General features: G+C 51.0%; 18 protein-coding genes, 1 other RNA gene and 1 pseudogene. 19 read left to right on the top strand and 1 reads right to left on the bottom strand.

Annotation, left to right across the window (positions count from 1 at the left end; all coding sequences use genetic code 11):
• Positions 1-50 precede the first annotated feature (50 nt).
• The 17 genes and pseudogenes from rnpB to ftsZ all read left to right on the top strand — a co-directional run bounded on the left by rnpB (position 51) and on the right by ftsZ (position 18,370).
• An RNA gene (gene rnpB, locus METMI_RS25900) (RNase P RNA component class A) lies at positions 51-399 on the top strand.
• A gap of 371 nt (positions 400-770) precedes the next feature.
• Positions 771-1,238 carry a division/cell wall cluster transcriptional repressor MraZ gene (gene mraZ, locus METMI_RS0105545; RefSeq protein WP_029151497.1) on the top strand — a complete coding sequence of 156 codons (468 nt, stop codon included), beginning with the start codon at positions 771-773 and terminating at the stop codon, positions 1,236-1,238.
• A gap of 25 nt (positions 1,239-1,263) precedes the next feature.
• The gene (gene rsmH / locus METMI_RS0105540; RefSeq protein ID WP_019865267.1) at positions 1,264-2,190 is read left to right on the top strand and encodes a 16S rRNA (cytosine(1402)-N(4))-methyltransferase RsmH; all 927 of its coding nucleotides are present in this window, start codon (positions 1,264-1,266) and stop codon (positions 2,188-2,190) included.
• Positions 2,191-2,463 (top strand): cell division protein FtsL, encoded by a 273-nt coding sequence (ftsL, locus tag METMI_RS0105535; RefSeq protein ID WP_019865266.1) that lies wholly within the window; start codon positions 2,191-2,193, stop codon positions 2,461-2,463.
• Positions 2,464-2,470: 7 nt separating this feature from the next.
• Positions 2,471-4,318: a peptidoglycan D,D-transpeptidase FtsI family protein gene (locus METMI_RS0105530; RefSeq protein ID WP_029151496.1), complete on the top strand. Its 1,848-nt coding sequence runs from the start codon at positions 2,471-2,473 to the stop codon at positions 4,316-4,318.
• Between the two features lie 8 nt (positions 4,319-4,326).
• A complete protein-coding gene (locus METMI_RS0105525; RefSeq protein WP_019865264.1) occupies positions 4,327-5,802 on the top strand; it encodes a UDP-N-acetylmuramoyl-L-alanyl-D-glutamate--2,6-diaminopimelate ligase in 1,476 nt (491 codons plus the stop codon).
• Positions 5,803-5,805: 3 nt separating this feature from the next.
• On the top strand, positions 5,806-7,167 hold the full coding sequence (locus tag METMI_RS0105520) for a UDP-N-acetylmuramoyl-tripeptide--D-alanyl-D-alanine ligase (RefSeq protein ID WP_019865263.1): 1,362 nt from the start codon (positions 5,806-5,808) through the stop codon (positions 7,165-7,167).
• Positions 7,168-7,181: 14 nt separating this feature from the next.
• Entirely contained in the window at positions 7,182-8,264 is a 1,083-nt protein-coding gene (gene mraY, locus METMI_RS0105515; protein ID WP_019865262.1) for a phospho-N-acetylmuramoyl-pentapeptide-transferase, read from the top strand.
• A complete protein-coding gene (gene murD / locus METMI_RS0105510; RefSeq protein ID WP_019865261.1) occupies positions 8,261-9,640 on the top strand; it encodes a UDP-N-acetylmuramoyl-L-alanine--D-glutamate ligase in 1,380 nt (459 codons plus the stop codon). The genes mraY and murD overlap by 4 nt, the downstream gene beginning before the upstream one ends.
• Positions 9,637-10,830 carry a putative lipid II flippase FtsW gene (gene ftsW / locus METMI_RS0105505; protein ID WP_019865260.1) on the top strand — a complete coding sequence of 398 codons (1,194 nt, stop codon included), beginning with the start codon at positions 9,637-9,639 and terminating at the stop codon, positions 10,828-10,830. Before murD ends, ftsW begins: the two co-directional genes overlap by 4 nt.
• The gene (gene murG / locus METMI_RS0105500; protein WP_019865259.1) at positions 10,827-11,876 is read left to right on the top strand and encodes an undecaprenyldiphospho-muramoylpentapeptide beta-N-acetylglucosaminyltransferase; all 1,050 of its coding nucleotides are present in this window, start codon (positions 10,827-10,829) and stop codon (positions 11,874-11,876) included. Before ftsW ends, murG begins: the two co-directional genes overlap by 4 nt.
• Positions 11,873-13,309, top strand: a complete 1,437-nt coding sequence (murC, locus tag METMI_RS0105495) for a UDP-N-acetylmuramate--L-alanine ligase (RefSeq protein ID WP_019865258.1) — start codon at positions 11,873-11,875, stop codon at positions 13,307-13,309. Before murG ends, murC begins: the two co-directional genes overlap by 4 nt.
• 3 nt (positions 13,310-13,312) lie before the next feature.
• Positions 13,313-14,176: pseudogene (murB, locus tag METMI_RS27400) on the top strand (UDP-N-acetylmuramate dehydrogenase); the annotation flags it as partial.
• Positions 14,165-15,127 carry a D-alanine--D-alanine ligase gene (locus METMI_RS26760; RefSeq protein ID WP_156829959.1) on the top strand — a complete coding sequence of 321 codons (963 nt, stop codon included), beginning with the start codon at positions 14,165-14,167 and terminating at the stop codon, positions 15,125-15,127. The pseudogene murB and the gene METMI_RS26760, both read left to right, overlap by 12 nt.
• The gene (locus METMI_RS0105480) at positions 15,127-15,933 is read left to right on the top strand and encodes a cell division protein FtsQ/DivIB (protein ID WP_019865256.1); all 807 of its coding nucleotides are present in this window, start codon (positions 15,127-15,129) and stop codon (positions 15,931-15,933) included. The genes METMI_RS26760 and METMI_RS0105480 overlap by 1 nt, the downstream gene beginning before the upstream one ends.
• 8 nt (positions 15,934-15,941) lie before the next feature.
• Positions 15,942-17,168 (top strand): cell division protein FtsA, encoded by a 1,227-nt coding sequence (gene ftsA, locus METMI_RS0105475; protein WP_019865255.1) that lies wholly within the window; start codon positions 15,942-15,944, stop codon positions 17,166-17,168.
• A gap of 35 nt (positions 17,169-17,203) precedes the next feature.
• Positions 17,204-18,370 carry a cell division protein FtsZ gene (gene ftsZ / locus METMI_RS0105470; protein ID WP_019865254.1) on the top strand — a complete coding sequence of 389 codons (1,167 nt, stop codon included), beginning with the start codon at positions 17,204-17,206 and terminating at the stop codon, positions 18,368-18,370.
• A 401-nt stretch (positions 18,371-18,771) separates the two neighbouring features.
• Here ftsZ and METMI_RS0105465 read toward each other — a convergent pair whose 3' ends face one another.
• On the bottom strand, positions 18,772-22,119 hold the full coding sequence (locus tag METMI_RS0105465; RefSeq protein ID WP_019865253.1) for a calcium-binding protein: 3,348 nt from the start codon (positions 22,117-22,119) through the stop codon (positions 18,772-18,774).
• A gap of 885 nt (positions 22,120-23,004) precedes the next feature.
• On the opposite strand from METMI_RS0105465, the gene METMI_RS0105450 reads away from it, so the two are divergent.
• Together METMI_RS0105450 and METMI_RS0105445 are read left to right on the top strand one after the other, a co-directional pair.
• The gene (locus METMI_RS0105450) at positions 23,005-23,565 is read left to right on the top strand and encodes a Uma2 family endonuclease (RefSeq protein ID WP_019865250.1); all 561 of its coding nucleotides are present in this window, start codon (positions 23,005-23,007) and stop codon (positions 23,563-23,565) included.
• A gap of 149 nt (positions 23,566-23,714) precedes the next feature.
• The gene (locus METMI_RS0105445; protein ID WP_019865248.1) at positions 23,715-24,278 is read left to right on the top strand and encodes a Uma2 family endonuclease; all 564 of its coding nucleotides are present in this window, start codon (positions 23,715-23,717) and stop codon (positions 24,276-24,278) included.
• Positions 24,279-24,384: the final 106 nt, after the last annotated feature.

Below are 24,384 nucleotides of genomic sequence, written 5' to 3'. Positions count from 1 at the left end.
TGAAAGTCGTCCAACGCCAAGCGCTTGAATGTGTTACACTGGCGGATGGAAGAGTCGACTGAGCAGTCGCTGTTTTATCCTTGTGATGAAATGGAGGAAAGTCCGGGCTCCACTGGGCAGGGTGCCAGGTAACGCCTGGGAGGTGTGAACCTACGGAAAGTGCCGCAGAAAATAAACCGCCTGTCAGTAGACCGGTAAGGGTGAAAAGGTGCGGTAAGAGCGCACCGCGCGACTGGTAACAGGAGTGGCATGGTAAACCCCACCCGGAGCAAGATCAAATAGGGGGACAGACGCGTGGCCCGCGCGGTCCCTGGGTAGATTGCTTGAGCTGCAAGGTGACTTGCAGCCTAGATGAATGGCTGTTCTCGACAGAACCCGGCTTACAGGTCGACTCTTTCTTCTTACTAGAAAATCCTGGTTTTTTCATACCCCGGCTTGTGATTTATTGCCAAATTTGAGTGTTATTACGCACTTCATTTCCCCAGCAAAATACAGTGGCTAGCCCTGCGCCGCGTGCCATCTGGCCTCATCCCTAATGACCCCCTGTAACAAATCCATCCACTTTATTGATAAATCATAATATTTATCAATGCGGCTCCCGCATGCTCTGAGGCATCCTTAGGTATTTTGTAAGTTATTGTCGAGAAAGCAACATTTTATCTAAAAACCTGCTTGACTAACGGCTGATTGAATTCTATAGTGCGCCTAACTGTGGAAAAAAGTGGGTTAAAAGTGTAAAGAAATGGATTTTTTGGGATATTAGGTGGCTCTTGTTTCGTGGCATAAGTACAATCAATCTTGATGACAAAGGCCGTATTGCTATCCCTACGCGTTACCGGGAAACACTGCAACAATGTTGTCAACGCCAAATGGTCGTCACTGTCGCTGTCAATGAGCGCTGTACGGGTGAGGGCGGCTGTTTGTGGTTATATCCTCTGCCAGAATGGGAAAAGCTTGAACAAACCATTATCAAATTACCTACCTTAAATAAAGCCGCAGGCAAGTTGAAACGGTTTCTTATCGGCAATGCGTCCGAGTGTGAAATTGACAGCCAAGGCCGTTTACTGTTACCCGAAAAACTTCGGACGTCCGCCGCCATGGATAAGAAAATCATGCTGGTGGGGCAGCTCAACAAGTTTGAGCTATGGAACGAGGCCGCCTGGAATTCAAAAGAACAGGATTGGATGGACAGTGATGACACCGAAGGTGTCGAAGAATTAGGGAATTTATCTTTTTAAGGCAATTTAATACTGGGGGAATGTAGTGGAGCATTTGCCCGTGATGTTGGCAGAAGCATTGGAGCAACTGGCAATTAAAGAAAATGGCCTTTATCTGGATTGTACATTCGGGAGAGGTGGGCACAGCCAGGGTATTCTGGGGCGATTAGGGGAATCGGGCCGGTTATTGGCATTAGATAGGGATCCGGATGCCATTGCTTCAGTATATGCCCGGCAGTTACAAAGCGACAAACGGTTTAGGTTAATACATAGTTGTTTCTCAGGCTTGAAAGACATTGCCACCTCCGAACAAATCTTAGGCCAAGTTGATGGCATCTTAATTGACTTAGGCGTTTCATCACCACAACTGGATAATCCCGAACGGGGATTTAGTTTTTTGCATGACGGCCCGTTAGATATGCGTATGGACTGTTCAGTTGGCATCTCTGCGGCACAATGGCTAGCGAAAGTGGATGAGCAAGAGCTAGTGGATGTCTTGTTTGATTACGGCGAAGAGAAGTTCGCACGACGGATCGCCCGCGCTATTGTCGGGCATCGCCAGCAAACGGCGATCACGACAACCCGGCAGCTGGCAAAATTAATCGAAGACGCGGTTCCGGTCAGGGAAAAGCATAAACACCCGGCAACCCGGTCTTTCCAAGCCATACGCATAGCTATCAACAGCGAACTGGACGAGCTCAAAAGCGTTTTGGCGCAAGCTTTGGAATTATTGAAGCCGGGAGGGCGGCTAGTCGTGATTTCTTTTCATTCACTTGAAGACAGGATAGTTAAGCGGTTTTTCCGTGACGAATCCGGTGCCAAATACAATCCGGGCAAATTCCCGATCAAAGAAGCGGATATCACCAAAGGCGTTTTAAAAAAAATGGGCAAGGCGTTGAAAGCGGGGCCGGAAGAAGTCGCCCGAAATGCCCGGTCGCGTAGCGCCATGATGCGCGTTAGCGAGAAAGTTTAAATGGCCGCTTTGCGTATTTGGGCAATTGGTGCGCTGTTTATGGCATTACTGGTGTCGGCCATTGCGGTGGTCTATTTCCAATACCGTGCGCGGTTAATTTTTATTGAAATCCAGCAGCAGCAAAATGCCTTGGACCAATACGAGATAGATTGGGGGAAGACGCAGTTGGAGATCACTATGCTCCTGGAACAAAACCATATTGAATCCGCGGCGCTCAATCAATTAAAGCTGGTCATGCCAAAACACGAAGACATAATTTATCTCAAGCCTTAATCTGCCCATGATTGATTTTAGATTAAAAAAAGCAGGACGCGAACCCACGACTGACTTTACTGGCCGAAGGCGGGTTCTGGTTGCTTTTATGATGTTTTGTATGGTGGCTTTGGTGGCCCGCGCAGTCTATTTGCAGGCCATACACGAATGTGACCCCAAGTTTGAAAACGCTTACCAGCATATTGATGTGGTGCCGATTATGGCGTCACGGGGCATGATAAAAGATAGGAACGGTGCGCCACTAGCGGTCAGCACCCCTGTCCATTCCATCATCATCAATGCCAGGGAAGTCAAAAAAGATGACGATGCCCGCATCAAACAAATGGAAAAGGATTACCGCAAGCATAAAAAGGAAGAGCTGCACCTTGATAAAGCGATGAAGTTGACCGAAGCGGAAAAACTTCAGATCTATGCGGAATATCAAAAAGAGAAGGCTTATAAAGTCCAACAAATCGAAAGGCTTTTGGATTTGCCAATAGGGAAAGTGTCGGCTTTGTTGGATGTGGAAAAACCAAGGCAATTTGCCTATCTGGCGCGCCGGATAGACCCCGCGATTGGGGAGCAGATTAGAGGGTTGAAACTGGCGGGTATTTTTATTGAACCCGAATACAAACGTTTTTATCCGGCTAAAGAAGTTGCCGCGCATTTGCTTGGGTTTACCGATGCTAAAGATGTCGGCCAAGAAGGTGTCGAGGCCGGATATGAAAAAGTCTTGCAAGGCATTTCCGGCAGTAAACGGGTTATCCGGGACGGACAAGGGCATGTCGTTGCCGTAACCGACACCAAAGAAGCGGTGAAGGGTAAGGATATTGAACTGAGCATTGACGGGCGCATTCAATATTTGGCCTATCGTGAACTGGAACGGGCGGTCAACGAACACAAAGCCAAATCGGGCGTGCTGGTCATCTTGGATGCCAAAACGGGTGAATTGCTGGCCGCCACTAACCAGCCTTCCTTCAACCCCAACACCAAAGCAAAAAGCAATTACCGCAACCGGGCCATCAACGATGTGTTTGAACCCGGTTCAACCGTCAAGCCGTTTGTGGTCGCCGCGGGTTTGGATAGCGGATATGTCAAACCCAATGATATGTTTGTCACCAATGGCGCTTACTCGATAGGCCGCCGTACCGTTAAGGATGTGCATAATTACGGCACGATGGATTTGACCAAGGTGATAAAAAAATCCAGCAATATCGCCGTTAGCCAAATGGCGTTAAGGATGCCGCCCAAATATTTCCGTGGCGTTTATCACAACCTTGGTTTTGGCGAATCGGCGGCCTCCGGATTTCCGGGCGAAGCCGAGGGCAGCTTAATTGACCACCGCCGCTTAAATGATTTTGCCCGTGCAACCCTCTCGTTCGGCTATGGCGTCAGCTCCTCCGCATTGCAATTGGCTAGGGCTTACACCGCTTTGGCCGATGACGGCATCCTCCATTCAGTCAGTTTATTAAAGCGTGACGAAGACATTGACGCTAAACGCGTGTTCTCTGCCAAAACCGCAAAAAGTGTCAGGGCCATGATGGAACAAGTTGTCACCAAAGACGGCACGGCTTACGAGGCCAGGGTCGATGGTTACACGGTGGCGGGCAAAACCGGCACGGTCAAAAAATCCGGCGGAAGGGGCGGGTACATCGCTAAAAAATATTTCTCGGTATTTGCCGGTATCGCCCCTGCGAAAGACCCGCGCCTAGTGATGGTGGTTATGATTGATGAACCTTCGGCGGGACAATATTACGGTGGCTTGGTTTCCGCGCCGGTCTTCTCTAAGGTCATGTCGGGCGCTTTGAGGATACTGGATGTGGCGCCTGACCAGATAGACACCATGCCGATTTTATTAACCCAGCAATTCCAATAAATTTTCAGATGAACCTGCAAGCTTTATTAAATGGATTGGCACCTAACCCGCAGCAGGGGCTTGAAAGCCTGACGGTCGAGGGTTTGGCGTTGGATAGCCGTTTGGTCCGGCATAACGATGCGTTCATTGCCTTGAACGGCAGCCAACAACATGGTTTGGCCCATGCGGCGCAAGCCATCAGCAAGGGTGCCGGCGTGATCATTTATGACCCTGCCGGTAATGGCGCGGAGTTGGCAAAACAGGTTCTGGGTGTACCAGTGATAGCCATCGACGGCTTAAGCGATGCCCTTGGGGAAATGGCCGCACGATTTTATGGTGACCCGTCCCAAGCTATGGCCGTGATAGGCATCACAGGCACGAATGGCAAAACCTCATGCAGCCAGTTTTTGGCGCAAATGCTTGACGCGTGCGGGATTATCGGCACGCTGGGTTGGGGTGAATGGGGCAAATTAAAAACGACCGCCAATACCACGCCTGATGCGTTGTCTGTACAGCAAATGCTGGCTAGCTTGCGGCAAGATGGCAAACAAGCGGTGGCCATGGAAGTCTCTTCGCATGGCTTAGATCTGGGCAGGGTCAATGGCGTCAAGTTTACCGGTGCCGTTTATACCAACATCACCCGCGATCATCTGGACTATCACGGCACGATGGACGCTTATCTGGAAGCCAAACTCCTGTTATTAAAGAAATCATCGCCCGCTTTTGTGGCGGTGAACCTTGATGCCGAAGGTAGCGACGCGGTTATTGCCTCAATCCCCGGATCGGCCAGCATTTGGGGCGTGAGCAGGCAAGGCAAGGTGGTGGCAAAAGGTGAGACGCTACAAGTCAAAAATAGCCGTTCCCATGCGGGCGGATTGGAATTTGATGTCCAATACCGTTTAGTTGCACAGCATATTAGCGTCCCTTTGTATGGTGATTTCAATATCGAAAATGTCATGCTGGTGTTGGCGGTCATGCTGGCAATGGGCATGGAATTTTTGCCGGCGGCAGAAAAACTGCGGCAATTAAAGCCCGTTGCGGGACGCATGGAATGTTTTGGCGGCGATGCGCAGCCATTGGTTTTTGTTGATTATGCCCATACCCCAGATGCCTTGGACAAAGTCCTGAGTAGCGCCCGTAACCATTGCCGCCAATCCTTGTGGACGGTGTTTGGCTGCGGTGGCAACCGGGATAGCGGCAAGCGCCCGCTCATGGGGGCGGCTGCGGGGCAATGGGCGGACCGCGTGATCGTCACTGATGACAACCCGCGCAATGAAGATAGCGCCGCGATTATCAAGGACATTTTAAGCGGCTGTGACAGCAGCAAAACCGAGGTGGTGCCTGACCGTGAACAAGCCATACACACGGCGGTAGCCAGGGCCGGCCATAAGGATTGCATCGTCGTGGCCGGTAAAGGCCATGAGGACTATCAAGAGGTAAAAGGCGTGAAATATCCGTTTAGTGACCGGCAAGTGGTGCTTGAAGCACTGGCAAGGAGGGCCTGAACCATGCCCATGATGCTCAGTGAAATCGCCATGGCCGTGAAGGGCCGGCACATCGGGGATGATGTGGCCATCACCTCGGTGGGCATAGACACCCGCACACTAAAAACCGGGCAGCTTTATGTCGCGATCAAAGGCGACCGTTTTGATGGCAATGAGTTTATGCTGGCCGCCGAGCAAGCCGGGGCGGTGGCCGCAATCGTCCATGCCGGAACCCAGACTAGTTTGCCGCATATCGTTGTCAGCGATAGCCGTTTGGCGTTGGCGGAACTGGCGGGGGCTTGGCGGCGTAAGTCTCCTGTCCAAGTGGTTGGCATTACCGGCAGCAACGGTAAGACCACGGTTAAGGAAATGACCGCCGCCATCTTGGGTGTCGCGGGCGAAACGCTGTTTACCCAAGGCAATTTGAACAATGATATCGGCGTCCCGCTGACCTTGTTGCAGATTAATGAAACGCACCGTTATGCAGTGATTGAAATGGGGGCTAACCATCCGCAAGAAATTGCTTATACCAGCCGCTATGCCCAGTCTGACGCCGTTATCTTGAATAACGCCGGGGCTGCGCATATCGAAGGTTTTGGCAGCTTGGACGGGGTGGCACGGAGTAAAGGCGAGATTATCGAAACCCTAAAACCGGAAGGGATCGCCGTCCTCAACCGTGATGACCGTTATTTCGATTATTGGCTAGGCCTCGCCGGCAACAAGAAGGTATTGTCCTTCGGTTTCCATGAAAATGCCGATGTGACCGCCAAAGGCATTAAGTCCGAATTCTCAGCCCAAGCCTTCCGCACCGTTTTCCAATTGGCCACGCCACAAGGGCAAATTGAAGCCGCCATCAACTTGGCGGGCCGGCATAATGTCATGAACGCCTTGGCGGCGACGGCGGCGGGTTTGGCGTTAGGCTTAAGCCTGGCGCAAATTGTCCAGGGCTTGGCGATTGTCCAGCCTGTAAAAGGCCGTTTGCAACCATTGGTCGGCTCGGTGGGCAGCCGGATCATTAATGACACTTACAACGCCAATGCCGCATCGCTGAAAGCCGGCTTAGACGTGTTGCGGGAGTGTGGCGGCGAACCCTGGCTAGTGTTAGGCGCGTTCGGTGAGCTAGGCCCGGAAAGCGTGGCCATACATGCCGATGTCGGCAATATGATTAAAGCCAGTGGTGTGGTGCGTTTATTGGCGACTGGCGACCACGCCCGTTTTGCCGTTGAGCAATTTGGCGCGGGGGCGGATTTTTTCCCCTCCCAAGCCGATTTGATCACCGCCTTGCGGCAGGAACTGCAAGGCGGTGAAACCATTTTGATTAAGGGCTCGCGGGCGCAGCACATGGAATATGTCGTTGCCGCTTTAGTCGGGCAGTTCGGAAATTAGGCTAGGAAACAGCTATGTTACTTTATCTGGCGGATTATTTGATGAGCGTTGACGGCGGGTTTCGGGTGTTCCATTACCTGACTTTCCGCGCCATTTTGGGCGTGCTGACCTCATTGATGATCTCTCTCATGATTGGCCCTTGGATGATCGAGCGTTTGCGTGGCAATAAAATTGGCCAAAGCATCCGTGAATTGGGGCCGCAATCGCATTACGAAAAAGCGGGTACACCAACGATGGGCGGCACCTTGATTTTGGTCGCCATCGCCATCAGCACCCTATTATGGGCGGATTTGAGCAACCGTTATATCTGGGTCATCTTGCTGGTGACGTTGGGTTACGGCGTGATTGGCTTTATTGATGATTACCGCAAGGTGGTCAAACGTAACAGCGATGGCTTGTCGGCAAAAGCCAAATATTTGGCGCAATCCGTCATAGGCCTGACCGCCGCCGTTTTTTTATATAAAACCGCCGTAGTCCCCGCCGAAACGCAATTTATCATCCCGTTTTTTAAAGACGTGATGTTGGACATGGGGCCCATGTACGTCATCCTCACCTATTTTGTGATTGTGGGGACCAGCAACGCGGTCAACTTGACCGATGGCTTGGATGGCTTGGCGATTATGCCGACAGTGATGGTGGCGACGGGATTGGGCGCGTTTGCCTATTTGTCAGGCCATGCGACGTTTGCGCAATATCTGGCGATCCCGTACTTGCCCAATTCCGGCGAGCTGATCGTTTTCTGCGCCGCCATTGTCGGTGCAGGTTTAGGCTTTTTATGGTTTAACACCTATCCCGCCATGGTGTTCATGGGGGATGTCGGTGCCTTGGCGTTAGGTGGTGCATTGGGGGTGCTGGCGGTGCTGGTCAGGCAAGAAATCGTGTTGGTCATTATGGGCGGTGTTTTTGTTATGGAAACGCTGTCGGTCATCATCCAGGTCGCGTCTTTCAAAATGACCGGAAAACGGGTGTTCAGGATGGCGCCGATACACCATCATTTTGAACTGAAAGGCTGGCCGGAACCACGGGTTATCGTGCGGTTCTGGATCATCACCGTAATCCTGGTCCTGATCGGTTTGGCGACATTAAAATTGAGATGACAATGCAGACTCAAACAATTACCGGCTTATTAACCAAGCATTTTGCGCTGGATCCGCAAAGCTCCAAAGTCTTAGTGGTAGGGCTTGGCCACACCGGCATGTCGGTGGCGCGTTATTTACAGAAATTGAATTACCAGTTCGCCATTATTGATAGCCGCGACAAGCCGCCATTGATAGATGAATTTATTGAGCAGATGCCTGATACCCCGGTCTTTACGGGTGGCTTTGACGATGCCGCCTTTAAGGTGGCCACCCATCTGGTGGTTAGCCCCGGTTTGTCGTTGAACGAAAAGGCGATCATGAAAGCGATCGCCAATGGCTCAAAAATCGTCAGTGACATTGATTTGTTCGCCTGTTCGGTGACCGCGCCGATAGTCGCCATTACCGGCTCCAATGGTAAAAGCACCGTGACCACGATGGTTGGCGAGATGGCAAAAGCAGCCGGTAAACAGGTTGCCATGGGTGGCAATTTGGGGGTTCCGGCATTGGATTTATTGGCCGGCCCTGCGGATCTGTATGTCTTGGAATTATCGAGCTTCCAATTGGAAAGGACATCCCAATTGAATGCGGCGGCGGGAACGGTGCTGAACATCAGTGCCGACCATCTTGACCGCCATGCCGACATCGCCGAATACGCCCAGGAAAAGCAGCGCATCTTTAGGGGCAATGGCGCGATGGTGATCAATATTGATGACCCGATGGTCAAGGCCATGCAGGATAAAGGCCGGGTTAGCTACACTTTTTCCATCAATGCCAAAGCTGATTTTTATCTGGCCGAGGCCGATGGCGTTGAGTACCTGATGCACAAGGATGAGCGCTTGATGCCGCTTGCCGATTTGCCGCTTGAAGGCCGCCACAATGCCGCCAATGCGTTGGCCGCCTTAGCGTTGGGCGTATCGGTGGGATTGGATAAAGCCGCGATGTGCGCGGCATTACGGAAATTTAAGGGCTTGGAACATCGGATGCAGCGGGTTGCCGAAATACGCGGCGTGACCTGGATTAATGATTCCAAGGCCACCAATATCGGGGCCTGTGTCGCCGCCTTGCAAGGTTATGTCCGCAAAGTCATCCTCATTGCTGGCGGGCAAGCCAAAGGTGCGGATATGAACGAACTGGTCCCGGCGATCATGGAAAAAGCCAAAAGCGTGGTGTTGATGGGCAAGGACGCGCCGTTGATAGAAAAAGCCTTACAAGGCACGTCGGTGCCCGTGTATTCGGCAGAAAACATGACGCAAGCCGTGCAAATTGCTGCCGGTTTGGCTACCAGTGGCGACAGTGTCTTATTGTCGCCGGCATGCGCTAGTCTTGATCAATTTAAAAATTATCAAGACAGGGGCAATAAATTTACTAAAGCCGTCTTGGGGTTATCCACATGAACAGAAGAAACAGGGCCTTAGCGGCCGGAGCCTTTCATTTTGATTCCATGCTCGTCACTGTGTGCGTGTGTTTGCTGCTGATCGGTTATGTCATGGTGACCTCTTCCTCGTTGCATTTGGACAGCAAAGCCTCGGTGGCGGCAAGCGCTTTAAATGTGTGGGGCTACCCCATCAAGCAGCTTGTCCATATTGCCCTGGGTCTCGTCATGGCAAGGTATATTGCCATGATACCGATGCGGAACTGGCAAAAAATTGCCCCATGGCTGTTTATAGCCGGGCTGTTGTTGCTGGTCGTGGTGTTGTTTTTCGGTGTCAATGTCAACGGAAGTACCCGTTGGCTGTCGTTGGGCGGTATCAGGATCCAGGTGTCCGAGTTGGTCAAATTTGCCGCCGTTGTTTACATGGCGCGGTATGTCAATCTGCATCAGCAATCCATACGCGAATCGGCTTTTGGTTTGCTCAAGCCGTTATTGCTGTTTTCTGTGGCTAGCGTCTTATTGTTGTTGGAGCCGGATTTTGGCTCGGCTGTCGTCATTTTAATCATTGCCATGGGCATGATGTTTTTGGCCGGTGCCAGAATGCGGCAATTCGCATTGCTGCTTGCTGTGGTCGCCGTGTTGGCAGGGTTGTTGGTATACCTTGAGCCTTACCGCATGAAGCGGGTGACCAGTTTCATGAATCCTTGGGCTGACCCGCGTGATACCGGATTCCAACTGATCCAGGCCTTGGTTGCTTTTGGGCGCGGCGAATTGTGGGGCGTGGGTTTAGGTGGCGGCCTCCAGAAACTGTTTTATCTGCCGGAAGCCCACACCGACTTCCTGTTTTCGGTGATCGCCGAAGAATTGGGGTTGTTGGGCGTTTTGGCGGTGATTAGCCTGTTCGCGTTGTTGGTTTGTAGGGCGTTTACGATTGCCGTGGCGGCGGAAAAGGCGGGGGAGCAATTTTCGGCTTTTGTCGCGTATGGCCTAGGCATTTGGTTTGGTTTTCAGGCCTTCGTCAATATGGGGGTCAATATGGGCTTGCTCCCCACCAAAGGTTTGACCTTGCCGCTCATGAGTTACGGTGGCGGCAGTATGATGATCATGTGTTGCGCTGTGGCCTTGCTATTTAGGGTGCACACCGAGGTGACCGAAATCAACGCCAGCACCTTGCCTGAACCCCGTTTCAAAGCGAAGGCCAAAGTCGCATGAAGCGGATTGTGATCATGGCGGGCGGGACAGGAGGCCATGTGTTCCCGGCCTTGGCGGTCGCCGAGTCATTAATTGAAAAGGGCTGGCAAGTCAGCTGGTTGGGTACGCAAAAGGGGCTGGAAAGCCGTGTGGTTCCGGAACATGGCATCGCCATAGACTGGTTGTCGGTGGCGGGCGTGAGGGGCAAAGGCTTGTTGTCAAAGGCCACAGCCCTGGCCAAGTTATTAAAGGCCTGTTGGCAAGCCGCACACATCCTCCGTGAACGCAGCCCTGATGTGGTTTTAGGGATGGGCGGGTTTGTTGCGGGGCCGGGCGGGTTGATGGCGAGGTTATTAGGCATCCCCTTGGTCATCCATGAACAAAACCGGGTTCCGGGCACAACCAACCGCTTGTTGGCGAAATTGGCAAGCCGGGTGCTGGAAGCGTTTCCTGGCAGTTTCCATAAAAAAGTCCGGGCGCAATGCACGGGCAACCCGTTAAGGAAGCAGTTTATGCAAGTCCCGGCAGAAAAACATCCAAGCGCCGACCATATCAATATTTTAGTGGTCGGTGGCAGTTTGGGGGCGCAAATTTTAAATGAAATTGTCCCGGAAGCGATTGCCTTGTTGCCAGGGATAAAAATTAAGCATCAGACTGGCGCGGTGATGTGCGGGCAAGTGACGGAACATTATCGGGCCTTAGGGATTGAAGCGGAGGTCAGCCCCTTTATTGACGATATGGTCGCCGCTTACCAATGGGCGGACATGGTGATTTGCCGCGCGGGGGCCATGACCGTGAGCGAAGTGTCGGCAATGGGGGTTCCGGCCATTTTTGTGCCCTTGCCCAGTGCGATTGACGACCATCAGACCGCCAATGCCCGTTATTTGACCGAAGCCCAAGCAGGATTATTGTTAATGCAGAAAGAACTGACCGCCCGGCATTTGGCGGAAAAAATCACCCAAGCCAGCCAACAGCTACAGGCGATGGGTTATGCCGCGCAACAATGCGCCCGCTTGGACGCCACTGAAGTGGTGGCGAAAGCGTGTATGGCGGAGGCGGGCGTATGAGCTTCCCACATATCCGCGCCATGGTGCAATCGCTCGGTAACATCGAGCGTATCCATTTTGTTGGCATCGGCGGCACGGGCATGAGCGGCATCGCCGAGGTTTTGTTCAACCTAGGCTATCAAGTGTCCGGTTCGGACATTAAAGAAAGTGCCGTGACCCAACGCTTGGCAGGCTTAGGGGCCAACATCCTGATTGGCCATAGCCGTGAGAATATCCTCAATACCGATGTGGTGGTGGTGTCCAGCGCGATAGACCGCAGCAACCCCGAAGTCGATGAAGCCTATCTGAACCGGATCCCGGTCATCCCGCGCGCCGAAATGTTGGCCGAGCTGATGCGTTTCCGCTTTGGCATTGCCGTTGCCGGAACCCATGGCAAAACCACAACGACCAGCCTGACCGCGAGCATTTTGGCGGAAGGCGGTTTGGATCCGACGTTTGTCATTGGTGGCCGTTTGAATAGCGCGGGCAGCAATGCCAAACTGGGGTTGGGGCATTATCTGGTCGCCGAAGCCGATGAAAGTGACGCGTCCTTTTTGTATTTGCAGCCGATGATCTCGATAGTCACCAATATTGACCAAGACCACATGGCGACTTACCAAAACAGTTACCAACGGCTGAAAGAGACATTTATCGAATTTTTGCACCATCTGCCTTTTTACGGGTTGGCGGTGTTGTGTTTGGACGATGATGGCATTAAGGAAATCCTGCCGGACATATCTAAGCCTGTGGTCACCTATGGGGTCGATGAAGAAGCGGATGTGCGCGCCATCGACATCCAACAGGAAGGGATGCACACCCGCTTCAATGTCTTACGGCGCGGCGGCCATCCCGAATTGGCCGTGACCTTGAACATGCCGGGTTGGCATAATATGTTGAATGCCCTGGCGGCAATTGCGGTCGCCACCAAGTTGAACATTGATGACCAGGCGATCATCAGGAGCCTTGGGGCTTTTAAAGGGGTGGGCAGACGTTTCCAGATCAACGGCGACATCACCTTGGGTAATGGCAAACTGACCTTGGTCGATGATTATGGCCACCATCCGCGTGAAATTGCGGCAACCTTGGAAGCCTTACGGCAAGCCTGGCCTTCGCGCCGTTCGATTGTCGTCTTCCAGCCCCACCGTTATACCCGTACCCGTGATTTGTTTGAAGATTTTGTGCAAGTCCTGTCAACGGTGGATGTGCTGATTTTGATGGAAGTTTATGCCGCAGGGGAAACGGCAATTCCAGGCGCGGATGGCCGGGCATTAAGCCGTGCGATCAGGGTGCGTGGCCAAGTTGACCCGGTGTTTGTCGAAAATTGGGAAGAATTGCCATCCATTTTGGCGGGCATCGTTAAGGCTGATGATGTTGTCTTAACGATGGGCGCAGGGAATGTCGGGGCGATTGCGGCACAGCTTCCGCAATTATTGGCGGCGGCTTTGGCAGGTTAAGCCATGCAGGGACGTTTGTTAATTGATGAGCCGCTGGCCAAATACACCAGTTGGCGGGTTGGCGGGATCGCTGACCGCTTGTACATCCCGTATGACAAAGCGGATTTGGTCGCATTCGTTAAAAGCCTGCCGGCAACGGAACCGCTGTTTTGGATGGGCTTGGGCAGTAATTTGCTGATCCGCGATGGCGGCATCCGCGGGACGGTGATCAATACTAAAAACCGTTTGAAAGAGATGGGCTTCACTGCGGAAGGCTTGTTGTATGTCGAGGCAGGAGTCCCGTGTGCATTGGTTGCCCGTTTTTGTGCGGAAAGCGGCTTTCTTGGTGCGGAATTTCTGGCGGGTATCCCAGGGACGATGGGGGGCGCGTTAAAGATGAATGCTGGTGCGTTTGGCGGGGAAACCTGGCCGATAGTGCATCAGGTGGAAATGCTCAACCGCCAAGGACAAGTCAGTTTTCGGGAACCACCGGAATTTAAGATTGCTTACCGTAGCGTCAAAGGCCTTGATGGGGAATGGTTTTTATCGGCCCTGTTGAAACTGGAAGAAGGCGACACTGCCGCCAGCCAGCAAAAAATCAAGGCCTTGCTGGAGCAACGGGCGAAAACCCAGCCGACCAACCAGCCCAGTTGCGGTTCGGTGTTTGTCAATCCGGTCGGCGATTATGCCGCCCGTTTGATCGAGCAGGCGGGTTTAAAAGGCTTTACGCTAGGCGGGGCGCGGGTGTCTGAAAAACACGCCAATTTTATCGTCAACACCGATAATGCCTCGGCGGCGGATATAGAAAAATTGATTGCGATAGTCCAACGCAAAGTTAACGAAATACACGGTGTGCTTTTAAAGACAGAGGTTTGCATGGTAGGCGAAGAAAAAACAGCAACGGTCATCCCGGCGCATCGTTATGATAATCCTGAAAAATTCGGGCGGGTTGCAGTTTTGATGGGCGGCTCGGCAGCTGAACGCGCGGTCTCGTTAAGAAGCGGCGCGGCGGTTTATGAAGCCCTCAAACGCGCCGGGGTGGACGCCATCGCCATAGATGTCACGGATAGCCCGATAGACGCCTTGGCGGGTGTCCAGGTTGAGCGGGTTTTTAACATCATCCATGGCCGTGGCGGCGAAGATGGCGTTTTGCAAGGTGTTTTGGGCGTCATGAAAATCCCGTACACGGGCAGTGGCGTGATGGCTTCGGCATTATCCATGGACAAATTGCGCACCAAATTGTGTTGGCAAGGTTATGGGTTGGTGACCCCCCGCTGGCAGCTATTGGACAGCGAAGCCGACATTGATGGCTGCATTGAAAAATTAGGTTTTCCGGTCATCGTCAAACCGGCGCAAGAAGGCTCCAGCCTAGGCATGAGCAAAGCCCATAACCGTGACGAATTGGTGAAGGCATTGCAAATTGCGTCAGAATTTAATTGCGACGTTTATGCCGAACAATGGGTGGCCGGCAAAGAATATACGGTGGCGATCCTAAATGGTGCGGCACTGCCCGTCATCCGCCTGGAAACACCGCACAGTTTTTATGATTACGAAGCCAAATACTACGCCAACACCACGCAATACCATTGCCCTTGTGGTTTGGATGACGCGCAGGAGACAGCCCTACAAGACATTGCGGTGACGGCAAGCAAGGTGGTCGGCGTTACAGGATGGGCCAGGGTCGATGTGTTCATTGACAGCCAGGGGCAATACCAGTTGATAGAAATCAACACCGTGCCGGGAATGACCGACCATAGCCTAGTGCCGATGGCGGCTAAGCAGGCGGGCTTAACGTTTGATGAGTTGGTTTGGCAGGTGTTGGAAACCAGTCTGGCGTAATGGGCAAAGTTGGCGTAAAACTATCACTGTTGGCGTTGATATTGCTTGCAATCGGCATCTGGTTATTGGGCAATAAAGGCGCAGGATTGAAATGGCCTGTTAAAATAGCTTCATTACCGGTCAAATATGTAAGGACTGAGGGCGTATTCCAAAATTTGGCCAAAGAGGACATCAAGGCGGTTTTGGAGCCCTTGGTAACCGTTGGTTTTTTAGAAGCGGATATGCAGGCGATACATCTTGCTGTTGCGGCGTTGCCTTGGGTCGGCACTGTTGCTGTCAAAAGGATCTGGCCGGATACCATCGACATTAAAGTCACGGAAAAAAAGCCTTATGCCCGTTGGGGTAAAGATAGCCTCATTACCGAACAGGGCGTTATTTTTACACCAAAAACAATTGCCGCACATCAGCATTTAATCATCCTTAGCGCACCGGAACAACGGAGGCTGGACGTTCTGGAAATTATGAAAGGCATTAAAACGGCTTTGGCCGATGAATCGTTACAATTGGCAGAATTTACCATCAATAACCGCTGGTCGTGGGACATTAAGGTGACCAGCGGATTAAAGATTTTATTAGGGCGTGATGAACAATTAAAAAAATTACAACGGTTCTTAAAAACATTGCCCCTGTTAGGACAGCAACAGGTTGATTCAATGGCGGTAGTGGATTTACGTTATCCTAATGGTTATGCTGTTTCTTGGAAAGCCGAAGCCCCGGCGATTGATTGGGGGGCGGTTAATTTCCTGGAGGATGGAAGCGGCATTGGCCAAGAAAATGTAATGAACGGGCACATTAAAAAGCAATAGAGTAAACAATGGCAAGAAAATCAGAACGTAATTTAATAGTCGGGTTGGATATTGGCACGTCCAAAGTCGCCGCTATCGTAGGTGAGCTCAGTAGTGATGGTAGTCTCGAGATCATCGGTATTGGCACCACACCTTCACGCGGGCTTAAAAAAGGCGTGGTGGTCAATCTGGAGTCCACCGTGCAATCCATACAACGGGCCATTGAGGAAGCGGAACTGATGGCGGGATGCCAGATCAAGTCAGTATTTGCCGGTATTGCCGGTAGTCATATTAAAAGCCTAAACTCCCATGGCATTGTTGCCATTAAAGATAAGGAAGTCACCCAATACGACATCGACAGGGTGATAGATTCCGCCCGTGCCGTAGCCATCCCGGCGGATCAAAAAATATTGCATATTTTGCCGCAAGAATTTGTTATAGACTTACAGGATGGAATAAAAGAACCTATCGGCATGTCCGGCATAAGATTGGAAGCGAAAGTCCACATGGTCACCGGTAGCGTCAGCGCTTCGCAGAACATCGTCAAATGTATCCGCAAATGCGGCTTGGAAGTTGAAGACATTGTGTTGGAGCAACTGGCATCGTGCAATTCGGTGCTGACCGAAGACGAGAAGGAACTGGGGGTTTGCCTGATCGATATGGGCGGCGGTACGACCGACATCGCCATTTTTGTTGAAGGCGCCATCAAGCATACGGCGGTCATCCCCATTGCGGGCGACCAAGTCACCAATGATATTGCCGTTGCTTTGCGCACGCCCACGGTCAACGCCGAAGACATCAAGCGCAAATATGCGTGTGCCTTAACACAGCTGGCAAGCATAGACGGGGTGATTGAAGTGCCCAGCATTGGTGACCGGGCGCCACGCAAGATTTCCACGCAAAACTTGGCGGAAATCATTGAACCGCGTTATGAGGAACTGATGTTGCTGGTGCAGGCGGAAATCCGCCGTAGCGGCAATGAAGAGTCCATTGCGGCCGGCATTGTCCTAACGGGCGGCAGTTCGAAAGTCCGGGGCCTGATAGAATTGGCAGAAGAAATTTTTCACATGCCCGTGCGTATGGGGGGGCCGGAAAATGTGACGGGCTTATCGGAAGTCGTTAAGAATCCGGTTTATTCGACTGGCGTGGGCTTGCTTATGTATGGTAAAGAACATCAAAACATTGTCAGAAGCAATGACTCTGAACAGGATGGTTGGTTTGCTAAAATGAAGAATTGGTTTCAGGGTAATTTTTAATAACTTTGTAGATTTATTGTTTAAGGGGTAGTGTTGTGAAATATGAATTAGTCGATATGTATAATGAGACTGCCGTCATCAAAGTTATTGGTGTAGGCGGTGGGGGCGGCAATGCGGTCAATCACATGGTGGGTTGCCACATTGAAGGCGTGGAATTTATTTGTGCGAACACCGATGCACAAGCACTGAGAAAATTAAACGTCAATACGATTATCCAATTGGGTGTCGAACTGACCAAAGGTTTAGGCGCAGGCACTAATCCAGAAATTGGTAAAAATGCCGCGCAAGAAAACAAAGACCGCATCAAAGAAGTGCTGCAAGGTGCGGACATGGTGTTCTTGACTGCCGGCATGGGCGGCGGCACAGGCACCGGCGCGATTCCGGTCATCGCCGAAATCGCCCGCGACATGGGGATTTTGACCATCGCCGTGGTCACCAAACCGTTTTTGTTTGAAGGCAAAAAGAAACAAGCCGTTGCCGAACAAGGCATTTTGGAACTGGAAAAATACGTCGATTCCTTAATCACGATCCCTAACCAAAAACTGCTGCCTGTCTTAGGCAACAACGTGTCCTTGATGACCGCGTTCAAAGCCGCGAATGATGTGTTGCTGGATGCCGTGCAAGGCATCACTGAACTGATCGTCCACCCTGGCATGATCAACGTCGACTTTGCCGACGTGCGTACCGTCATGTCCGGCATGGGCGCGGCGATCATGGGTAGCGGCAGCGCCTCCGGCGAACACCGTGCGCGGGAAGCGGCGGAAAAAGCCATCGCTTGCCCGTTGCTGGAAGACATCAATTTGCAAGGTGCGCGTGGCATTTTGGTCAACATCTCCGCATCCGACATGGGCATCGCCGAATTCGACGAAGTCGGCAACATTGTCCACGAATTTGCTTCCGAAGATGCCATCATCAAAATCGGTATGGCGGTTGACCCGTCATTGGGCGACGAACTGAAAGTGACCGTGGTCGCCACTGGCATGGGCCAAACCGCCGCCATGGCGGCAGGCAAATCCAATGTCAAGCCACTGCATAAAAGTGCCAACCCTTACGATGAGCTGGACAAACCCACCGTCATGCGCAACAAAGGTGACGGCAAATCCGAAGGCCGCGAAACCCGCTTCGGCGCCCAACCCGCCAAAAAAGAAACCGACCTGGATTACCTGGACATCCCGGCGTTTTTGAGACGGCAAGCTGACTGACGTTGTCCGTAATGGGCAGGATGAAAAGGCCGGGGCGCACTCCGGCCTTTTTTATGCGTGTTGGAAAGGGCTTTAGGAGCCAAAAAACAGGTTTTTGGCCCATTGCCGGAACGGGTTTATTCCAACAGTAGGCGCCTTAAGCGACCCGTTCCGTAACGTTTTGGATACTCATGGATAAATTGAAACGTTAAGGACGGAATTGCGAAACACCCCGTCCCGTTCAGGTTTTGACCTTCCCCCGATAAAATGGGCTTGCTGCCGAATACCCATTGGTAAATTGGTAACCTTAACGTTTTTGTGGGCGTAGCGCAGGTTGGGGTTAGTGTGTGAACCCCAACATTTACAACGCTGATGTGTTGGGGCCCTCACGTCACCCCAACGCGCTGTTTTTTATATGGTCGTTAGGCGATTAAAAAATCCGCGGCTGTCAAGGTTGGGACACCGACGATGGTGGCAAATTGGATTGCAGCCCCAGCTCCGCTTCCGTCGGCATCATAAGATAATGCGCCCGATGTGCTGTTGTAGATCAGAAAATCGTTGGCATCGGCAGCAGCGCCAATCACAAAATTATCAGCGGCAATCGCGCCGGGTGTGGCAAACTTTGTGAAAATGGCATTTTCCAGGACGATAGTGTCATCAGCAATGTTGAAATCCAGAATGCTGTCTTTGTTGCCCGCTCCCAGCAGTGTGTCAAACAAAAATTTGTCAAGGCCGCCACCGCCAATTAACTTATCGTTACCCAAGCCGCCATCCAGTATATCGTTGCCGCCATGACCATTGAGGGTGTCATTACCTGTCAAACCGGATAGGGCATTGGTTTTGTCGTTGCCGTTCAGGGTGTTGTTGAGGTTGTTGCCGACGCCATCTATTGCCTTCGCGCCAGTCAACGTCACGTTTTCAACAAAGTCTCCCAAGGTGTAGCTGATTGACGCATTGACGGTGTCGATACCGCCGCCGTCTGCTTCGATGATGCCTTCGATGAAGTTATCGGTAGTATAGGTGTCGTTACCCAAGCCGCCGTTCATCCAATCTAAACCGGCTCCGCTATTTAATACGTCGTTGCCGTCACCGCCGAACAACAAGTCGTCTCCAATACCACCATTTATGACATCATTACCGGCACCACCGTAAAGGTCATCCCCTACATTGTCACCTACGGCACCGCCATTCAAAACGTCATTGCCATCGCCACCATACAAAATGTCGTAGCCAGCACCGCCCGTCAATACATCATTGCCCGCATTACCGTATAGCTCGTCGCTGCCTGCTCCACCGCTAAGTTTATCAACATCTGCGCCGCCCTCAAGATGGTCATCAAACTGAGTGCCTGTCACAATAAATTTTTCAATGCCATCGAAATTTAAAATGGCAGTACCCTGGGAGCGTTCAAAAATAGCCGTTATCCCATTCAAGCTACCCAGATGAACACCACTTCCTTTATAATCCAATAGGCTGTTGTAGTCGGCTTGGAGGGTATCGATGCCCGCGTCACCGGAAACCTTGCCTTCGGTATCAATCAACAGGTCGTTCCCTAAACCGCCATTTAACCCGTCGTACCCTGAACCACCGAAAAGAACATCATTGCCAGCACCACCACTCAGAAAATCATCGCCGGAATCTCCATAAAGCTTGTCATTGCCATCGCCTCCACTGAGGTTATCGTTACCTAAGCCTCCAGATAAGTCATCATCGCCGGCCCCGCCATCTAAAATATCATTGCCATCTTGACCATAAAGCTTATCCTTACCATAACCGCCTTTTAGAATATCATCCCCCGTACCACCATACAGTGTGTCATTGCCGGCGTATTTAAAGGTGCCGTCGGTTTTTTCAAAATCACCAATCAGGGTGTCGTTGCCGGATTCGCCATACAGCTTGTCATCGCCATTGCCGCCGACCAAAATGTCATTACCATCATTGACATACATCTGCTCAAATTTACTGACAAATAGCCCGTTGGAGCCGCCATACAGCTTGTCGTTCCCGCCATCGCCCATAATGATGTCATCGCCATAGTAACCAAAGACGGTGTCGTTACCGCCTTTTGGGTTATCGCCAACGAAATCCCCCTGATTGTTAAAAATCCCGCCGTCAGCATAAATCCTATCGTTGGCAAACGATATATGGTAATTACCAAGCCCCATTATGTCGCCGGCAGTGGTGCCCAAGATGTCAGTCCGGGTGAATTTGCCAATCTGGTTACCATTCATAAGTTCTTCAATGGTTTCTTTAAATTTTGCATCGGTTAGGCCAGCCAGATCACCGTAAGTGTTGGCAATAAAGGCAACGTCTTTGAAGGCTTCTGGCCCTGCCTGATGGATTGAGATCGTCACACCATATTGGTGGGTCGTGGGATTGTTTTCAAATCGGGTGGTGAAGGTATAGTTGGGGTCGGATAATTTGGGCAGCAAGATGGTGTCTTTGCCAATTAAAAAATCGTTGATGTAGAGTTTATCCCGCTCCCCTTGTAAGGAAATATCGCCCCAATGGCTATTGTTGTATTTGTCGGCGGCAAGCACGGCCCGATCTTTCTGGGCGGCAATGTTGGCTTCAAGCTTGTGTTGGTTATCGGCGGCCTGGTAGCCTAGTTTACCGACGGTGGTCAAGAACTTTAACCATGGCCCGACGCCGGGCGCGGTACCGACATAAGTGCCGACGGCTTCAAAGGCAATATCAGCCCCTAGCCTTTGAAAATCAATGCTGGTATTGGGGTTTATGGTGACGGCGTTGACAAAGTCACCTAAGGTTTTGGTGTCAAAACTAAAACCAAACGTGATATCGCCTGAGACATCCAGGATAAAATGGTCGTCACCCGCTCCGCCATAAAGCTGTTTGGCGGCACCGTTAATGTCGGCGATGGCATTGATGACATCATTGCCATCGCCGGCATAGACCGTGTCAGAGCCGGTAGTGACTTGCAGTTGGTCATCGCCGGTCCCTCCCGATAGCACATCGTTGCCCTTGCCATCAGTTATATTGTCGTTGCCCTCGCCGCCAATAAGAACATCGTCATCACTGCCACCATTCAATTTATCATTTCCCGCCCCACCATTGAACCGCGCTTTATGGTCATAATAAACAGTAAACTCATCGTCAAACTGAGTGCCGGTAATGTCATAGTGGCCAATGGAGGCATTAAACTTCATCAGCATGGCGTTGTTTGCACCGGTGACGCTTAATTTAGTGTCCGGTGTTTTCACGCCAAAATGGATGCCACTGCTATAGTTGCCTTGGCTATAGTCTGCCATTAGCAGATCAGAAGAATCTCCTGTCACTAACGCCGCTTCCGTGACGATAAACGTATCAGCACCCACGCCAATACCCGAATTGTTTTGATCAATAATAGTGTCGCCAACACCTCCCACTATCGTATCGCTACCCATTCCACCCGCTAAATAATCTGCGCCAGCCCCGCCTTCTAAATAATCATCGCCATTGCCACCCTGCAACTCATCATTGCCTCCGTTGCCGAATAACGTATCATCACCGTCATTTCCGGCAAAATGATCATCGGAAGAGCCGCCTTCCATGACATCATTGCTTTGTGTCCCTCCAATGGAGAAGGCCTCAATGCTTGAAAAAGTCAGGATTGGCTCGCCAGTCAACCGGCTCCTAATATCCTGTGAACCTTGATAACCCAAATGAATTCCCTTGGGGTATAAGGCGGTGAGCTGGCTGTAATCAGCGAATAATCTGTCAAAGTCTGCAGTTCCAACAACATCTCCAGTAGTTTGGGTAAAATTAGCCATCGTATTGATTCCTTAAGTTTAATATTTTCATGAGGTTTCGCGTAAAGGAAAGCTCCAGCAATTACGCATAGACTTTAAACGGTCAAGTTTTCGGCTTTTATTAAAGGGAGGGCAAATTCGCCAAGCCGCCGGCCAATCGGAGCGCGCCCAAAAAACCGAAAACTTGACCGTTTAGAATATAGATTGCCAAAACGGAATAGAGGTAAAAGTTACGCACCGACGTGTAACGATTATCCGTCCATCTCTTTTTCATTCCATTCATAAACTTTCCGTTTTGAAGCGGGATGCAATATAGGTTGTTTTTGACATAAAACGTTATGCGTTATTAACCGGAATATTCGTGAATTAATTACAAGGTGACCCCATAATTATAGAAACTAAAAAAATATAAAAGGATGGTTTACGACCCGCCATTAGGGTATGGCGGTGGTACGCGTAAGACGCGTTCCGTAGGGCAATAGGCTTCAGAAAAACCGGGACTTCCATACAGCCAGAATTAGTGGCTTTGTTAAGCCAGTTGCCCCAGTTACACCGATAACCAGTTAAAATATGTGGCATTTTTATGCTTTTATTAGGGATTTAAAACCAGTAGGTTTTTGGGTATCTGCAGTAAAATTTATCGTTGTACGCTTTATCGAACGCCAATAAAAACAATTAACTACGAGGAGATAAAACTATGGGGCCCTATTCCAGAGGCACATCACACACAACTGGCGTATTTTTCGAAACGTTTTATGAACAACCTTTGTTAATGGTAGGTTTAGTGCTTGCAGTTACGGGGATTGCCTATTATTTTTACCGTAAGAATAAATAATCACCATGTAGGATGGTGGTTGCGCTTACGGTAATCGCGTTGCTTAGCCATTAGTCCACAAGGAAAATCTCATGAATGCCATTTTGAAACCAACACTTTACGAGCAATTGATGGATTTGCCGGAGCATGTCACCGGAGAGATTTTGAATGGTGAGCTACAGGCTATGCCGCGCCCATCTGGACGGCATGGTTTGGTAGGACGCGGATTGGGGTTCAATTTGTCCGGGCCATTTGATTTCGGACGCGGCGGCCCCGGTGGCTGGTGGATAATTACCGAACCCGAAGTGCATTTCATCCGGGACATGGAAGTCGCCGTACCGGATTTGGCAGGATGGCGACGCGAGCGTATGCCTAACGTACCTGATGACCATCGTTTTGAAGTGGTTCCCGATTGGGTGTGTGAAATTCTATCGCCGTCCACCGCGAAGAAAGACCGCGTAGTGAAATTGCCGATTTATGCCCGTTACGGTGTGCAGCATGTGTGGATAGTCGATCCCTTGGCGCAAACTTTAGAAGCGTTTGAATTGCAAGAAGGCCGCTGGATGTTGATCGCCACGCTCAAAGATGATGACCAGGTTGCCGTGCCGCCGTTTGATGCCGTGGCGTTTTCTTTGGCGGATTTGTGGGCTTAGGTTAAGGCAAAGGCAAATCTTTAAGTGCCCGTCCTTCACTGCTACATTAAAAACAATTGCTTGGATGAGTCGACGGAGTCTAAAAACCTATTTTCGGACTCCAAACTACCGACATTAATTATTGCTGTCTTGGACAATAGGAAAGCCTCATGAACGCCATTTTGAAACCAACGCTTTACGAGCAATTGATAGGCTTGCCGGAGCATGTCACCGGAGAGATTTTGAATGGGGAGCTGTATGCTATGCCACGCCCATCTGGAAAACATGGTTGGGCTGCCAGTGCTTTGAACATTGATTTAGGGGCGCCATTTTCTTATGGGCGAGATGGAGGCCCAGGTGGTTGGCGTATTGTTGCCGAACCCGAAGTGCATTTCATCCGTGATGTGGAAGTGGCAGTACCTGATTTGGCGGGCTGGCGACGCGAGCGTATGCCTAACATACCTGATGACCATCGGTTTGAAGTGGTTCCCGATTGGGTGTGTGAAATTCTATCGCCTTCCACCGCGAAGAAAGGCCGCGTAGTGAAATTGCCGATTTATGCCCGTTATGGTGTGCAGCATGTGTGGATAGTCGATCCTTTGGCGCAAACCTTGGAAGCGTTTGAATTGCAAGAAGGCCGCTGGATGTTGATCGCCACGCTCAAAGATGATGACCAGGTTGCCGTGCCGCCGTTTGATGCGGTCGCGTTTTCTTTGGCGGATTTGTGGGGTTAAAAAGCTAACGAAATCCCAAAACGTGTTTTTAGATTCAAAAATCAAGCCGTCCAAATCAAAATCCATTAGCTATAAGGCGGGCGATGAATGTTTTTCTGCATGCCGT

Source organism: Methylovulum miyakonense HT12, assembly GCF_000384075.1.
GTDB classification, from domain to species: Bacteria; Pseudomonadota; Gammaproteobacteria; order Methylococcales; family Methylomonadaceae; genus Methylovulum; species Methylovulum miyakonense.
This window is presented reverse-complemented; position numbering and strand designations above follow the sequence as displayed.

What these genes read in the sequence shown, in the direction of transcription:
- METMI_RS0105530 (WP_029151496.1), top strand. Translation starts at nt 2,471, where the DNA reads ATGATTGATTTTAGATTAAAAAAAGCAGGACGCGAACCCACGACTGAC.
- METMI_RS0105480 (WP_019865256.1), top strand. Translation starts at nt 15,127, where the DNA reads ATGGGCAAAGTTGGCGTAAAACTATCACTGTTGGCGTTGATATTGCTT.
- mraY (WP_019865262.1), top strand. Translation starts at nt 7,182, where the DNA reads ATGTTACTTTATCTGGCGGATTATTTGATGAGCGTTGACGGCGGGTTT.
- murD (WP_019865261.1), top strand. Translation starts at nt 8,261, where the DNA reads ATGACAATGCAGACTCAAACAATTACCGGCTTATTAACCAAGCATTTT.
- murC (WP_019865258.1), top strand. Translation starts at nt 11,873, where the DNA reads ATGAGCTTCCCACATATCCGCGCCATGGTGCAATCGCTCGGTAACATC.
- murG (WP_019865259.1), top strand. Translation starts at nt 10,827, where the DNA reads ATGAAGCGGATTGTGATCATGGCGGGCGGGACAGGAGGCCATGTGTTC.
- METMI_RS0105450 (WP_019865250.1), top strand. Translation starts at nt 23,005, where the DNA reads ATGAATGCCATTTTGAAACCAACACTTTACGAGCAATTGATGGATTTG.
- ftsA (WP_019865255.1), top strand. Translation starts at nt 15,942, where the DNA reads ATGGCAAGAAAATCAGAACGTAATTTAATAGTCGGGTTGGATATTGGC.
- ftsW (WP_019865260.1), top strand. Translation starts at nt 9,637, where the DNA reads ATGAACAGAAGAAACAGGGCCTTAGCGGCCGGAGCCTTTCATTTTGAT.
- METMI_RS0105525 (WP_019865264.1), top strand. Translation starts at nt 4,327, where the DNA reads ATGAACCTGCAAGCTTTATTAAATGGATTGGCACCTAACCCGCAGCAG.
- METMI_RS0105465 (WP_019865253.1), bottom strand. Translation starts at nt 22,119, where the DNA reads ATGGCTAATTTTACCCAAACTACTGGAGATGTTGTTGGAACTGCAGAC.
- METMI_RS0105445 (WP_019865248.1), top strand. Translation starts at nt 23,715, where the DNA reads ATGAACGCCATTTTGAAACCAACGCTTTACGAGCAATTGATAGGCTTG.
- ftsL (WP_019865266.1), top strand. Translation starts at nt 2,191, where the DNA reads ATGGCCGCTTTGCGTATTTGGGCAATTGGTGCGCTGTTTATGGCATTA.
- METMI_RS0105520 (WP_019865263.1), top strand. Translation starts at nt 5,806, where the DNA reads ATGCCCATGATGCTCAGTGAAATCGCCATGGCCGTGAAGGGCCGGCAC.
- METMI_RS26760 (WP_156829959.1), top strand. Translation starts at nt 14,165, where the DNA reads ATGGTAGGCGAAGAAAAAACAGCAACGGTCATCCCGGCGCATCGTTAT.